10 protein-coding genes and 1 pseudogene are annotated in these 13,283 nt (G+C 64.0%); 5 read left to right on the plus strand and 6 right to left on the minus strand.

Annotated features, from left to right (window positions below):
* The first annotated feature begins 8 nt into the window (after positions 1–8).
* From ACPP3B_RS12650 to ACPP3B_RS12660, 3 genes are read left to right on the plus strand one after another with little or no spacing between them, the layout of a single operon-like run.
* Positions 9–3,131, plus strand: coding sequence for an efflux RND transporter permease subunit (locus ACPP3B_RS12650; RefSeq protein ID WP_424859213.1), 3,123 nt, complete (start codon positions 9–11; stop codon positions 3,129–3,131).
* A gap of 58 nt (positions 3,132–3,189) precedes the next feature.
* On the plus strand, positions 3,190–3,564 hold the full coding sequence (locus tag ACPP3B_RS12655) for a hypothetical protein (RefSeq protein WP_424859214.1): 375 nt from the start codon (positions 3,190–3,192) through the stop codon (positions 3,562–3,564).
* Between the two features lie 35 nt (positions 3,565–3,599).
* Entirely contained in the window at positions 3,600–3,953 is a 354-nt protein-coding gene (locus ACPP3B_RS12660; RefSeq protein ID WP_424859215.1) for a DUF3147 family protein, read from the plus strand.
* A gap of 636 nt (positions 3,954–4,589) precedes the next feature.
* Here the strand turns inward: ACPP3B_RS12660 and ACPP3B_RS12665 are convergent.
* From ACPP3B_RS12665 to ACPP3B_RS12685, 5 genes and pseudogenes are all read right to left on the minus strand, one after another.
* Positions 4,590–5,549 (minus strand): annotated as a pseudogene (locus ACPP3B_RS12665) (IS481 family transposase); the annotation flags it as partial.
* 241 nt (positions 5,550–5,790) lie between these two features.
* Entirely contained in the window at positions 5,791–6,555 is a 765-nt protein-coding gene (istB, locus tag ACPP3B_RS12670; protein ID WP_045786199.1) for an IS21-like element helper ATPase IstB, read from the minus strand.
* A complete protein-coding gene (istA, locus tag ACPP3B_RS12675; protein ID WP_424859216.1) occupies positions 6,552–8,198 on the minus strand; it encodes an IS21 family transposase in 1,647 nt (548 codons plus the stop codon). Before istA ends, istB begins: the two co-directional genes overlap by 4 nt.
* A gap of 90 nt (positions 8,199–8,288) precedes the next feature.
* Complete coding sequence (locus ACPP3B_RS12680) at positions 8,289–8,693, minus strand: hypothetical protein (protein WP_424859217.1); 405 nt, start codon at positions 8,691–8,693, stop codon at positions 8,289–8,291.
* 249 nt (positions 8,694–8,942) lie between these two features.
* A complete protein-coding gene (locus tag ACPP3B_RS12685; RefSeq protein ID WP_424859218.1) occupies positions 8,943–10,073 on the minus strand; it encodes an RNA-guided endonuclease InsQ/TnpB family protein in 1,131 nt (376 codons plus the stop codon).
* Positions 10,074–10,400: 327 nt separating this feature from the next.
* Between ACPP3B_RS12685 and ACPP3B_RS12690 the strand changes: the two genes are divergently transcribed.
* On the plus strand, positions 10,401–11,897 hold the full coding sequence (locus tag ACPP3B_RS12690; RefSeq protein WP_424859219.1) for an IS5 family transposase: 1,497 nt from the start codon (positions 10,401–10,403) through the stop codon (positions 11,895–11,897).
* An 11-nt stretch (positions 11,898–11,908) separates the two neighbouring features.
* Here the strand turns inward: ACPP3B_RS12690 and ACPP3B_RS12695 are convergent, their stop codons facing one another.
* The gene (locus ACPP3B_RS12695; protein WP_424859220.1) at positions 11,909–12,391 is read right to left on the minus strand and encodes a hypothetical protein; all 483 of its coding nucleotides are present in this window, start codon (positions 12,389–12,391) and stop codon (positions 11,909–11,911) included.
* Between the two features lie 511 nt (positions 12,392–12,902).
* Here ACPP3B_RS12695 and ACPP3B_RS12700 point away from each other — a divergent pair.
* Complete coding sequence (locus ACPP3B_RS12700) at positions 12,903–13,121, plus strand: hypothetical protein (RefSeq protein WP_424859221.1); 219 nt, start codon at positions 12,903–12,905, stop codon at positions 13,119–13,121.
* The last annotated feature ends 162 nt before the right edge of the window (positions 13,122–13,283 follow it).

The raw sequence follows: 13,283 nt of genomic DNA on the forward strand, positions 1-13,283 counted from the left end.
GGGCGACGATGTTCAACTGGATCGTTCGTGCCAGCCTGGCCAACCGGCTGTTTGTGCTGGCGGTGGCCGTGCTGTTGATGGCCTATGGCGCGCTCACCGCCACCCGCACGCCGGTGGACGTGTTCCCCGCGCTCGACAAGCCACTGGTCACGGTGCTGACGGAGGCCGGCGGCATGGCGCCCGAGGAGGTCGAGCAGCTGGTGACCTTTCCGATCGAGACGGCGCTCAACGGCATGCCGGGCGTGACGCGCGTGCGCTCCACCTCGGGTGTGGGTCTGTCGATCGTCTATGCCGAGTTCGATTGGGGCACCAACCAGTACCTGAACCGGCAACTCGTCGCCGAGCGGCTGGCGTTGGTGCGTGAGCAGCTGCCGGCCGGCATCGCGCCTGTCATGGGCCCGGTGTCGTCGATCATGGGTGAGGTGATGCTGGTCGCGTTGCCGATCAGCGCCCCTGCAGGGGCCAAGGTGGCGCCGGCCACGCCGATGCAGGCGCGCGAGTACGCGGACTTCGTGCTGCGCCCGCGGCTGCTGTCGATTGCCGGGGTTTCGCAGGTGATTCCGATCGGTGGCGAGGTGCGGCAGCTGCGCGTGGAGCCCGACACCGCGCGGATGGCGCAGTTCGGCGTGACGCTGCAGCAGGTCGAGGACGCGCTGCGCGGGTTCGCGGCCAACGCGGGCGGCGGCTTCATCGACCTGCACAGCCGCGAGTACCTGATCCGGCACATCGGCCGCACCACGCGGCCTGAGGACCTGGCCGGCGTTGCGGTCGCCTTCCGCGAGGGACGGCCGATCCTGCTGGAACAGGTGGCCGCCGTGCGCTTTGCGCCAGCGCTCAAGCGCGGCGACGCCGGCTACAACGGCGCACCAGCAGTGATCGTCAGCGTGCAAAAGCAGCCCACCGCCGACACGGTGAAGCTCACCCGCGAGATCGAGGCTGCACTCGCCGAACTGCAACCCGGCCTGCCGCCAGGCCTGGCCGCGCCGAAGGTGCTGTTCCGCCAGGCCGACTTCATCCGCGCCTCGATCACCAACGTGGCCGAGGCCTTGCGCGACGGCGCGGTGATGGTGGCGATCGTGCTGTTCGCCTTCCTGCTGTCGGCCCGCACGACACTGATCTCGCTGCTGGCGATCCCGCTGTCGCTGGCCGTCACCGCCTTGATCTTCAAGCTGCTGGGCCAGTCGATCAACGTGATGACGCTGGGCGGGCTGGCGATCGCGATCGGCGAGCTGGTGGACGACGCGGTGGTCGACGTCGAGAACATCGTGCGGCGGCTCAAGCAAAACCGGGTGGCGGCCCAGCCGCTGCCGGTGCTGGAGGTGGTGCGTCAGGCCAGCGTCGAGGTGCGCTCGGGCATCGTCTACGCGACGCTGATCGTCGTGCTGGTGTTCGTGCCGCTGTTTGCGCTGCCGGGCATCGAGGGGCGGCTGTTTGCACCGCTGGGCATCGCCTACATCGTCTCTATCCTCGCGTCGATGCTGGTGTCGATGACGGTGACGCCGGCGCTGTCGGCCTACCTGCTGCCGAAGATGAAGCGGCTTGAACACGGCGACAGCCCGCTGGTGGCATGGCTGAAGCGCCGCGACGAGCGCCTGCTGGTGTGGTCGTTTCCGCGGGCTCGCCTGTTGATTGGTGCGGCCGCCGTGGCCGCTTTGATCGCGGCGGCCAGCGTCCCGTTCTTTCCACGCAGCTTCCTGCCGGCATTCAACGAAGGCTCGCTAGTGCTGTCGCTGCTGTTGAACCCTGGTACCTCGCTGCAGGAAGCCAACCGCATCGGCGCTGTCGCCGAAAAGCTGATCGCCGAAGTGCCGGAGGTGGTGCAGGTCGGCCGCCGCACCGGGCGCGCCGAGCTGGACGAACACGCCGAGGGGGTGCACTCGGCCGAGATCGATGTGGACCTGAAACGCTCGGAGCGCGGCCGCGAGGCGGTGATGGCGGACATCCGCGACCGGCTCGCGCAGCTGCCGGCCGCGGTGGCCATCGGCCAGCCGATTTCCCACCGCCTGGACCACTTGCTGTCCGGTGTGCGTGCACAGATCGCGCTCAAGCTGTATGGCGACGACGTGGACACGCTGCGCGGCGTCGCCGAGCAGCTGCGGCAACGGCTCGGCACGGTGCCCGGGCTGGTGGACCTGACCGTCGAGCGGCAGGTGCTGATCCCGCAGATCAAGCTGCGCATCGACCACCGCAAGGCCGCGCAGCTTGGGCTGTCCCCAGGTCAGGCGGTCGAAGCGCTGCAGACGCTGACCGACGGACGCGAGCTGGCCCAGATCGTCGACGGCGCCCGCCGCTACGAGCTGGTGCTGCGGCTGCCCGACGAGCGCCGAGGGCCGAAGGACCTGGCCAACCTGGTGGTGGACACCCCCGCTGGCCGCGTGCCGGTGTCGAGCTTCGCCTCGGTCGAGGAAGGTGACGGTCCGAACCAGATCGGCCGCGAGAACGGCCGCCGACGCATCGTCGTCTACGCCAACACCGACGGCTCCGACATGAGCCGGGTGGTCGGCGACATCCGCCGGGCGGTGGCCGAGACCAAGCTCCCCGGCGGCTACTTCGTCAGCCTGGAAGGCCAGTTCCAGGCACAGGAGCAGGCCACCCAGCTGATCGTGCTGCTGTCGCTGGTCTCGCTGGCGCTGATCTTCCTGGTGCTCTACACCCGCTACCGCTCCGCGGTGCTGGCCGGCGTCATCATGGCCAACATCCCGCTCGCGCTGATCGGCAGCGTGCTGGCGATGTGGATCGCCGACGTGAGCCTGTCGGTGGCCTCGATGGTGGGTTTCATCACGCTGGCCGGCATCGCCACGCGTAACGGCATCCTGAAAGTCAGCCACTACATCAACCTGTGCAAGTTCGAAGGCGAGACCTTCGGCCAGCCGATGATCGTGCGCGGCTCCTTGGAGCGGCTGACGCCGGTGCTCATGACGGCGCTGGTGGCGGCCTTTGCGCTGACGCCGCTGCTGCTGGCCGCTGATGCGCCCGGCAAGGAGATCCTGCACCCGGTGGCGGTGGTGATCTTTGGCGGCTTGATCAGTTCGACACTGCTGGACACCTTGATCACGCCGCTGATGTTTGCCGCCGTGGGCCGTCGTCCGTTGGAGAGGCTGTTGCAACGCGAGGACGCCGAGGCGTTCTGAGGCATGAATGGGCCAACGCAGCGACGCCTTAAAGACGCTGCCAAGAAGGAGAAATCGCATGAACAGACTGCTGAACACCCTGGCCGCCGCCGCGGCGGTGCTGGCCCTGAACACCGCGCACGCCCACGGACCTGGCGAGGCCAAGCACGGCGGGATCGTGCAAAGCGCGAACGACCTGGGCTTCGAGCTGGTGGCCAAGGATGGCAACGCTACGCTGTACGTCGAAGACCATGGGAAGCCTTTTGCCGTTCAGGGCACCACCGGCAAGCTGACCGTGCTCAACGGCAGCGACAAGAGCGAGGCAGAACTGACGCCGGCGGGTGACAACAAGCTGGAGGCCAAGGGTGTGAAGCTCAACGCCGGGGCGAAAGTGGTGGCTGCCTTGACGTTGCCGAGCAAGAAGGTGGTGACGGTCCGCTTCACCGTGAAGTGACTGGACACGACGGCGGAACAGCGGGAGCAGACGCGATGGGCTGGATTGCGGTGAAGTACCTCATCACGGCCGCGGTGGTCGTGCTGGTCTCCGAAGCTGCCAAGCGCAGTGACCGGCTAGGGGGTCTGATCGCGGCCCTGCCGCTGGTCACCATCCTCACGCTGATCTGGCTGCAGGTTGAAGGACGCCCGCCCGCGCAAATTGGCAACCACGCGAAATACACCTTCTGGTACGTGCTGCCGACGCTGCCGATGTTCCTGCTGTTTCCTGCGCTGCTGCAGCGGCTGGGCTTCTGGCCCACCTTGGCCGTCTCCGCGCTCGTGACGGTCCTGTGCTTTGCTGTTCTGGCTTGGGCGGTGCGCCCCTTCGGCATCGACTTGCTGCCGTGAAAGGGCCAGCGCCCTTATCTGCATTTACCGTGGATCTTCCAACCCTGATCTGCTTCATTTGCGCGGGGACACAAGCGCTTCCGTGCCGACGATCCTTGCCCGCAATTGACGGGATGGAGCGGTGCGCCGCTAATTGCGAGTGACGCGCGATCCGTGCTCATTGAACTTCCGCTTGCCGACGTGTGGGTCGTAACGGGCGTCGAGCATGTCAGTGCTAAGGTAAAGCAGGGCGATGACCTCACCTGCGCGGCTTGGCATACAGCACTCCAGCATCTCGTATTGGTCTGCGTCCAAGTTCTCAAACCACACTTCGGCCGGCTGTTTGCCCGGGCTTGGGTGCGGTTTACCATTGCGCAGTAGGTCGTACGCGAAGCTGTCGTCATCTAGATGCTGTCGAAGCCACCAGCGCCCATTCACGTCCGCAGCAACCTTTCGCCAACGAAGATCGCCATGCGCTCCATAACATGCAAGGATGACTGGCAGCGTGTTGATATCCGCGATTCGCATGCAGGTCGCCAAAATGCTCGTCGCGAACACCTCCGACAAATCCTCGATCTCGCGAAAGCCAGGGTTACCCAGGGCCCTAACGCGGGGGTTGAACATCGAGGTGGGCATCAACAGATGAGATGCGTAGGTGTCAGGTCCCGGACGATTACGTGGTTTGAAGATGAAAAGATCGGGGCGTTGAGCGTACCACTTTTTCAAGGCCTCCAGAGGTGTTATGTGTCCGATTGCCTTCTGGGGTAAATGATGGTTGTACAGCCAAACATAACGGGTCAAGGTAGTCTCGAGGTCCTCGGCGCTGTTGAAGTGATGGGTGGCAAGGACCTCGGCAATACGGCCGTTGAAGCGTTCGACCATGCCATTGGTCTGAGGGTGTCTGGGCTTGGTGAGGCGATGCTCGATGCCAAGGGCCTGGCAGAGCTGATCGAACTCGTGCTTCCCGGACGGTGCGCGCGCGCCTGAGGCGAAGAGGCGATCCGTGAACTCCTTGCCGTTGTCGGTGAGGATGTGCGTGATTCTGACCGGGCAGGTCTTGTGCAAGGCCTTCAGGAAGCTTCTGGCCGCGGCTGCGGTCTTGTTTGGCTTAATCTGGATGAAGACCCAACGGGTGGCGCGGTCAATGGCGACGAAGAGATAACGCCTCTGATGTTCGTCGGGCATCTGCGGCAGGTACTTGACGTCGATGTGCAGGTAGCCCGGCATGTAGGTCTTGAATGGCTTGGAAGCAGGCGCATCCTTGGCTTCACTGGGCAGTTGGGATAGGCCATGGCGCTTGAGCAGACGATACAGCCCAGAACGTGAGGCCCGGGGGTTGATGAACTCCCGTGTGACCACCAGCAGATCGTCAAGGGGTAGCTGGAGGGTCTTGCGCAGCTCCACCACCAAAAGCTCCTGCGCCGGGGTGAGCGTCGTCTGCAAACGATGCGCGGTATGCGGGCGATCTTCCACAAAGTCCCGACGCTTCCAGCGGCGGATGGTGTCTTCGGATACGCCCAACTCGGCTGCCAAGGCCGCAACCGACAAGGACGAGGACTGGATGTAGGCGCGGGTGGCGGGGGTTGTGGTGGCGTTTTTGTGTAGGCGAATAATCATGGTTGAGCGCTCCGGAGGTTGTCGATCAGCTCTCGCATCACTGCGCGACTAACGAAGAGTGCACGACGCGAAGGATCTATGCAATCGTCCGGAACCCTACACGTAGGTATCGGCCTCCTTCTCGAGGAGGACATCCGAGGCCCAGTTTTGGTCAGGATCGTCGACACGGCATCGACCCCGATGGCCACCCCAAACTGCCCCACTTGTGGCCGGTCAAACTGCTCCAGGCAGGACGGTCGAATTATGAGGCTTCAGGGCTGATGGCGATGCGCGCGGCGGCCTCCTTGAGGCGGTAGCTCTTGCCCTCGAATTCCAGCATCGCGCAGCGGTGCATCAGGCGGTCCAGGATGGTGGTGGCCATGGTGGCGTCGCCCAGATACTTACCCCAGTCCTGCACCACCCGGTTGGAGGTCACCACGATCGACCTGCGCAACTTGTAGCGCTGGTGCACGATGGCCTGCAACACCTCGGCGGCGTGCTCGCTGATGCGCCGCGCCAGGAACAGGTCATCCAGGACCAGCAGGTCGGGCTGCACCCACTCCTTGAGCAGTGAGCCCCGCTCGGTGGCATTGCCCAGCGCGTAGCGGCCAAACTCGGTGTCCGCCTCCAGATAGCGCACATCGTGACCGGCCAGCGTGGCCTGGTAGGCCACCGCCTTGGCCAAGTGGCTCTTGCCCGTGCCGGGCTTGCCCACGATCAGTGCATTGGCGCCCTCTGCGATGAACTTGAGCGTGTGCAGCTCAAAGCAGGCCGATCTGGGCAGCTTGGGGTTGAAGCGCCAGTCAAAGTCGGCCAGCGTGACCTTCTCATCCAGCCCCGAGCGCTTGTAGCGGCGCTCCATCAGGCGCGTTCGGCGCCGGTCCAGCTCGTCTTGCAGCATGGCGGCGAAGGTCTCCAGGAACGGCTCCTGGCTGGCCTGGGCCTGCATCACGCGGGTCGACAGGGTCTCGGCAATGCCCGAGAGGCGCAATTCGCGCAGCGCGCGTTCGATCTCGGCCAGGTTCATGCCAGGCTCCCCGGTGCGGTGGTGGTGGCAGCGGTGGTACTGGATACGGTTGCCGTGGCCGTGGCTGCGGCGTGCGCGAAGAGATCACCGTACTCATCGACATCGCGGATGAGCCCGTGCTGCTGGGTCAGCTCTGGGGTGGTGAGCACCGCGCCGTTGTCACCGCTGGCATGGGCTTCAATGGCGGCGAGCGCCTGGGCAAAAAGACCCTCGCTCAAAGCCAGCACGCGCTTGTAGCTGTAGATGCCCTGCTCCAGGGCCTGGGCACAGGCGGCGTTGACGCAGTGGGCCGGGTAGCGCCGCACCAGAGCCACGATGCCCCAGAGCTTGCGCTGCCCGACCCGCCCCTCGATGGCAAAGAGCAGCTCACACAGACGGGCCGCATGTTCGCCGATCTCGCTGGCCTGGCGCAGGATGTAGCGGGTCTCGCGCGAGGGGTTGAACACCCGCTCGTCCTGGGGCAGCACGACAGAGCCAGGACGCTCGGCCTTGGGGTGGGTGCGCAGCAGATCGCCCGTGCTGGCCTCACGGATCTCGATGCGCTGGGCGTAGATGCGCACCAGCACCTTCGATCCGATGGCCGCCGGGCGCGCGGCGTAGCTGCTGTGCGCGACGCGCACGCAACTGTCATCGCACACCGTGCGCTCGACCTCGCTGAAATACTGCATGCCCAACAGCGGCAGCGCCTTGAGGTAGGCGCGTTCTTCCTCGAACATGGCCTGCACCTGGCGCCGCTCGGTGCCGTGGATGCGCTTGGCCGCCCAGTTCTTCTCCCAGTGCGCCAGGAACTCGTTGTGGGCCTCGATGGACTCGAAGCGCCGGCCCTTCAAGGCCGTGGCCTGGGTGTGGCCGATAGCGTGCTCGACCGTGCCCTTGCGGTTGGGGTCGCGTACCCGGGCTGGGTCGGCCACCACATGGTAGTGCGCCAGGGTGGCAGCGTAGACCTTGTTGAGTTCGGGTTCGTACAGGTCGGGCGTGATGACGCCTTCCTTGAGGTTGTCCAGCACCACGTACTGGGGGCAACCACCAAAGAAGCGAAAGGCCCGCTCGTGCAGCTCGGCCCAGATCTGGTGGCTGGACTTCCAGACCACGCAGCGAAAGCTTGCCCGCGAGTAGCGCAGCGTGGCCACGAACAGGCGGGGTTTGCGGTACCGATCAGAACCCGGCACCCGGGTGGGAGCGCCTTCGCCGTAGTCGACCTGCATCTCCTCGCCGGGCAGGAAGCTCAGGCGGTCGAACTGCTCGGGCTCCTTCTGGCGCAGTCGGGCCACGAAGCGTTTGACGGAGTTGTACTGGCCGGCAAAGCCGTGCTGGTCGACCAGGTCCTGGAAGATGGCCATGGCGTTGCGCTTGAGACGCAACTGCGCCTGGATGAACTCACGGTGGGGTTCGCACAGGGAGGAGGCCAGTGGCGCAGGGGCAACAGCAGGAGCCGGTGGCCGGGGTGGGGCAGTTTGACTGGCCACCGCCTCAGAGCCGGTGGCCACCCCGGGGCAGTTTGCCCGTTCGGCCGCAAAGCGTTGCTGGTAGGCGCGGATGGTGTGACGGGAGATACCTGTGACCCGCTCGATCTCTCGCTGGCTGGCGTTGGCCTCCAGCAGCGTCCATATGGTGGTTTGCAAGTGTGGCTTCAAGACGTTCACTCCGGTGGTCCCCTCGTTGGTGAGGGGGTGAAAGTAACGTCCTGCCTGTCGGCCAGCGGGCGACCAACATGCCAAGCTCAATGCATCAGGTCACCACTGGTCAGGTGGAGCAATTTGGGTGGCCATAAGTGGAGCACTTTGGGTGGCCGCCGGGGGCCGCAGCAGCCGCAGCGTGCCGAAGCGGGCCTGCCGCAACCGCAACCCCAGCAGCGCACTGAAGCCGGTGCGGTGCAGCAGCCGCAGCGTGCCGAAGCGGGCCTGCCGCAACCGCAACCCCAGCAGCGCACTGAAGCCGGTGCGGTGCAGCAGCCGCAGCGCGCTGAAGCGGGCCTGTCGCAGCCGCAACAACCGCAGCAGCCGCAGCGTGCTGAAGCCGGTATCGGGCAGCAGACCGAGCAGCGCACTGAAGCGGGCCTGCCGCAACCGCAACCCCAGCAGCGCACTGAAGCCGGTGCGGTGCAGCAGCCGCAGCGTGCCGAAGCGGGCCTGCCGCAACCGCAACCCCAGCAGCAGCCGCGCATTGAGCAGCCGCAGCAGCCGCAGGTACAGCCGCTCTTCGCGGATCAGGGAACCGTCTTCGCGGGGCAGTCTGGCAGATCAAGCATAGAGAAACTGTTGGGCGGCCAAAAAGCAACGCCGCCACAGGCGCAACCTGCGGCGGCGCAGCAGCCAAGCATCAAGACCGAGGATTTGCCGAAACCAAGGTCAACTACCCCCGACTGAAGTCGGGGGCTTGTCCCTGTACTACGCAACCAGAAGGTCCTGATGCGGTTCCGAGACTTTAGGCGTATTGACAGACGCCCTGGCGAGGCAACGGATGTTCCTCGCCGCGTTCACGTCTGCGTGGTCGGCGTGCCCACAGGCCACGCAGCGAAACTCCGTTTGCGATGGGCGGTTGGCTTTGGATACATGCCCGCAAACCGCGCACGTCTGGCTGGTATAGGCAGGGTTGATGTAGACGACCTCAACGCCTGCCAGCCTGGCTTTGTATTCGACAAATGCACGAAGTTGCGCAAAAGCCCACCCACCCATCTTCGCCCGCTGCGCCTTGCGAAACCGTGTCCGGTTGCGGATGCCCTTGAGTTTCTCCAGGGCAAGCCCGCGACCGGTGCCTTTGGCCTTAGCAACGAGCGATTTGGCTATGCGATGATTCTCGTTGGCGCGAAATCTCCTTTCCTTCCCGCTCAAGCGCTTGAGCTTGCGCCGGATGTTCTTCGGACGCATGCCTCGCCGCTTTTTGGCAGAAGCAGCCCTCTGGAGACTGGCGCGCAGTGTGTACTGCCTACTCCTGACGGCTTCGACCGCATCGCCGCTGTAGTGCTGCCCGTCGCTGTCGGTGGCGATATTGGCCACTCCGAGATCGACGCCGATGAAGTCGGTCGTTGGCGGCTTGGTGCCGTCTGGCAGATCGACGGTCACAAGCAGGAACCACTTGCCATCCTTGCGCAGGACGAGATCACATTGCCCCTTGGCGGCGGTAAACCGTTCTTGCTGATACTTGCCCATGACCATGGGCACGAGAATGCGACCCGAGAGCGTCAAAAGCGACACGCGGTCAATGCCCTTGAAGCTCATCAACCGCTGGTCATAGGGGACAGCGGCAAGCGGACGAAACTGCGGTCGCTTGGACCTGTCCCGCTTGTAGGCTTCGCAGACTTGCGCAATGCAGCGCACCGCCATCTGGGCCGACAGCCCGAATCTCTCGCGCAACTGAGCGTAGCAGAGCTTTTGCAGCAGGATTTTGTTGGCGGTCTTTCTTGCAAACGCCTCGCCGGCCAACCAGTTGGCTGCTTCGTTGAAGGCGCGCATGGTCGCCTCGAGCAAAGCGGCTTGCTCCGAGGTAGGCAGAAGCTGCGTCTGCAAGGTCAGTTTCATGCCTATAATTATAGGCGGATTGGTTCAATATGTCAACCCATGGAGCAGCGCTTCCTCCCCCGACTGAAGTCGGGGGCTTCCGCGCCGGTGATGCTGTGAACAAATCGTTAGCTCGATACTCGGCCTCGACACTCAAGATCATTGCACAGGCTACCAGGGAAGATCGTGATGTCTTCAGGGGGGACATTTTTGTTCTTCCTGTTTTCCTTATTTGGTCGCCCCTGAAATATTCATAACCTCATGATTTTTCTTGTGTTATTGTCTGTTTGCGAGTACAATTTCCCCCAGATTTGATGGTCTGATGCGCCGTTTTCTGGGAGTTTTGCGATGTTTGCCTGCCCTGCCACCGAGGACTTCTTCCGCGCCCGGCTCGATCAGATGATCGACCTGCGCCATCCGCTGGCGGTGTTGTCCTCACGCATGCCGTGGCAGGAGTTGGAAGCAAGGCTGTCGCACCTGTTCATGCGCAAAGCGCGCGCAGGTGTCGCGATGCCCGATCTGGACCTCTTTGGCGAATCTCCGGTGCGCGCAGCTCGGGCGTCCAACGCAGGCCGACCCCGCGTGCCGCTGCGCGTGATGATCGCGCTGCTGTATCTGAAGCACGCCTTCAACGAGTCGGACGAAGGGGTGGTCGAGCGCTGGGGCGAAACCCCCACATGGCAGTTCTTCTCGGGGCGGGCGTACTTTGAACATCGCCGGCCGTGCGACGCCACGACGCTGGTGAAGTTTCGCCGGCTGCTGGGCGAGGAGGGGGTGGAAGAACTCCTGGCGCAGACGATCAACGTGGCGGTGGAAACCGGACTCATCAAGCCGCAGGAACTCAAGCGCGTGGTGGTGGACACGACCGTGCAGCCCAAGGCGGTGGCCCATCCGACCGACAGCCGGTTGCTGCAGACCGCACGCACCAAGCTGGTGGAGGCGGCCAAGGCCGCCGGCATCGCCTTGAAGCAGACCTTTGCCAAGGAAGGCAAGGAGCTGGCCCGCAAGGCAGGACGCTATGCGCACGCGCGGCAGTTTGCGCGCATGCGCCGGGTCATCAAGCGTCAGCGCACGATCGTGGCCAGGCTGCAGCGCGAGATCGAGCGCAAGGCCAGCCGCCTGGGGCAGGCCATCCAGAGCGCTCTTGGCCACACCCTCAACAAGGCGGCGCGTCTGGTGGCGCAGACTGCCAACCGAAAGACCGCCGACGGGACTCGAAAGCTCTACGCCTGGCACGCGCCGGAGGTGGAGTGCATCAACAAGGGCAAGGCCCGCTGCCCTTACGAGTTCGGCGTCAAGGTCGGCATTGCCAGCACCCTGAAGCACAGCCTCATCGTCGGAGCCCGGGCCTTCCATGGCAACCCCTACGACGGGCACACGCTGCAAGCGCAGCTGGAGCAGGCCACGATCCTGATGCAGGACACTGGCATCAAGCCCAGCACAGCGTTTGCCGATCTGGGCTACCGCGGGGTGGAAGCCGACATCGCGGATGTGCGCCTGGTGCACCGCGGCAAGATCAAGCGCCTGACGCAGCAGGAGCGCAAGCTGCTCAAGCGCCGCCAGGCCATCGAGCCGGTCATCGGGCACTTGAAGCAGGATCACCGCATGGACAGGTGCCATCTCAAGGGCGAGCAGGGTGACCGGCTGCACGCGGTGCTGTGCGCGGCGGGCTACAACATCCGCTGGCTGCTGCGCATGATCACGAAGAAGGGCGTGCCCTTCTTGAGGCGAGCTTTTTTGCGCCTCATTGCGGCCGTGCGCCTCATCGGCCGGTGGCTCGCCCAGCGGCGGCCAACCGAGACCAGTGGCGCCAACCCTGCCCAGCTGCGGCTAAGGGCGGCGTGAAAATGAATTTTTCAGGGACGACTATTTGCTTCTAACACCTCATCAACCCGCTTCTTCAAGGGCATGAGCAAGTCGGCACGTTGCTGAGGCGTGAGCCGTTGGAGTTGCTCTATCTCGTGCTTCGGAACGCCAGCTTGCTCAAGCAAGTCCCAGCGGCCTTGGATCGCAGCATCGACGATGCTGAAACGGCGCTCGCTAACCGGGTGCTTGCTTGTTTTCAGCCAAAACAGCCCGGTAATAATGGAGATGACAGCGAGAAAAAGGAACATGAATACATAGCCTTCTGTCTGCAATGTTGCACCAACGGTAGCCGGGTTCAATATCGTTTCAACGCTAGCCACGATACTAGACAAGGCAACCCCAAACGACAAGAAAGCACCGAAAATCCCGCCAAACGTATAACGCTCAAGCAGGCGCGGCCAGAACGGGATGGAAAAGATCAGAGGCACAAAAAAGCTCGCAAAGAACGCCGAAATGAATTGCTTCTCCGTCATGATGACGTCCTCCAAAAAGAGTCGTTATAGGCATCATAACGCATCTCGCGCATGGGTACAAGGGGTTGTGCGGCACTACGCAGAGCGGGCGGCGGGCGACCTTGCCGTTACGCAAAGGCGGGTCGCTGCGGACCATTCTGGCCCCGCTGTTCAAGCAGCCCGCATCGCGCGCCCTGACATCCTCTTCGCCCCGTAGGCCAGAGATTCCTAAGGCGACCCGGCAAGGCTGGCCCTGAACGGTGGGGCTTGCCGCGCACCGGCTCAGCGCTATTCCGTAGCGCGAGCACGGCAGCAACGAAACGACTGCTGCGGCGAAAAAGCCGCCCTTCCAGAGTACGAGAGGGGTGCCGCTGGGAATCCGACGAACGGTCGATCGCCGCTATTTATATATATACGGCTTCCTCCCCCCAACCCGAGCAATCAATGCTACCGCCAGCCCCCCGGTAAAGCACTTGCGCGCCGCCGAAATGTGCCTATAATGGGCGTCATTCACGAACGGGAGCTGTCAGCCATGTTTGAATACACGCCTAACCACATTGACCTGATCGACCGTGAGCACCGGGTCTTTACGGCCTTTCAGACTGCTATCGCACTCATCGATCCACAGGCGAAGCGCGAACCGCTAGCCGTGGCAGAGTTGCTCGAACTGCTGCTGGATGAGTACCGCAAAGTGCGCGAGGATATACAGCGCGCGCTCGACGCGCAAGGAAAGGCTAAAGGGCGTCAGTGATGCGAGCACGCCCCGCATTCGGTCGTCTCGCGGCTGCCGGGCTGGTGGCATCGATAGCCGTGGTCGGCTGCACCGAAAACCCCGTCTCTCGGGCCGCGAAAGGCGCATGGGACCAAGGTGAGCGGGTGGCAGGGAAAATGCTGGAGTCGGTGGGCCTGGGTC

The organism is Tepidimonas sp. HKU77 (assembly GCF_049728535.1).
Taxonomy (GTDB): domain Bacteria; phylum Pseudomonadota; class Gammaproteobacteria; order Burkholderiales; family Burkholderiaceae_C; genus Tepidimonas.

What these genes read in the sequence shown, in the direction of transcription:
- ACPP3B_RS12650 (WP_424859213.1), top strand. Translation starts at nt 9, where the DNA reads ATGTTCAACTGGATCGTTCGTGCCAGCCTGGCCAACCGGCTGTTTGTG.
- ACPP3B_RS12655 (WP_424859214.1), top strand. Translation starts at nt 3,190, where the DNA reads ATGAACAGACTGCTGAACACCCTGGCCGCCGCCGCGGCGGTGCTGGCC.
- ACPP3B_RS12660 (WP_424859215.1), top strand. Translation starts at nt 3,600, where the DNA reads ATGGGCTGGATTGCGGTGAAGTACCTCATCACGGCCGCGGTGGTCGTG.
- istB (WP_045786199.1), bottom strand. Translation starts at nt 6,555, where the DNA reads ATGAACCTGGCCGAGATCGAACGCGCGCTGCGCGAATTGCGCCTCTCG.
- ACPP3B_RS12685 (WP_424859218.1), bottom strand. Translation starts at nt 10,073, where the DNA reads ATGAAACTGACCTTGCAGACGCAGCTTCTGCCTACCTCGGAGCAAGCC.
- ACPP3B_RS12690 (WP_424859219.1), top strand. Translation starts at nt 10,401, where the DNA reads ATGTTTGCCTGCCCTGCCACCGAGGACTTCTTCCGCGCCCGGCTCGAT.
- ACPP3B_RS12695 (WP_424859220.1), bottom strand. Translation starts at nt 12,391, where the DNA reads ATGACGGAGAAGCAATTCATTTCGGCGTTCTTTGCGAGCTTTTTTGTG.
- ACPP3B_RS12700 (WP_424859221.1), top strand. Translation starts at nt 12,903, where the DNA reads ATGTTTGAATACACGCCTAACCACATTGACCTGATCGACCGTGAGCAC.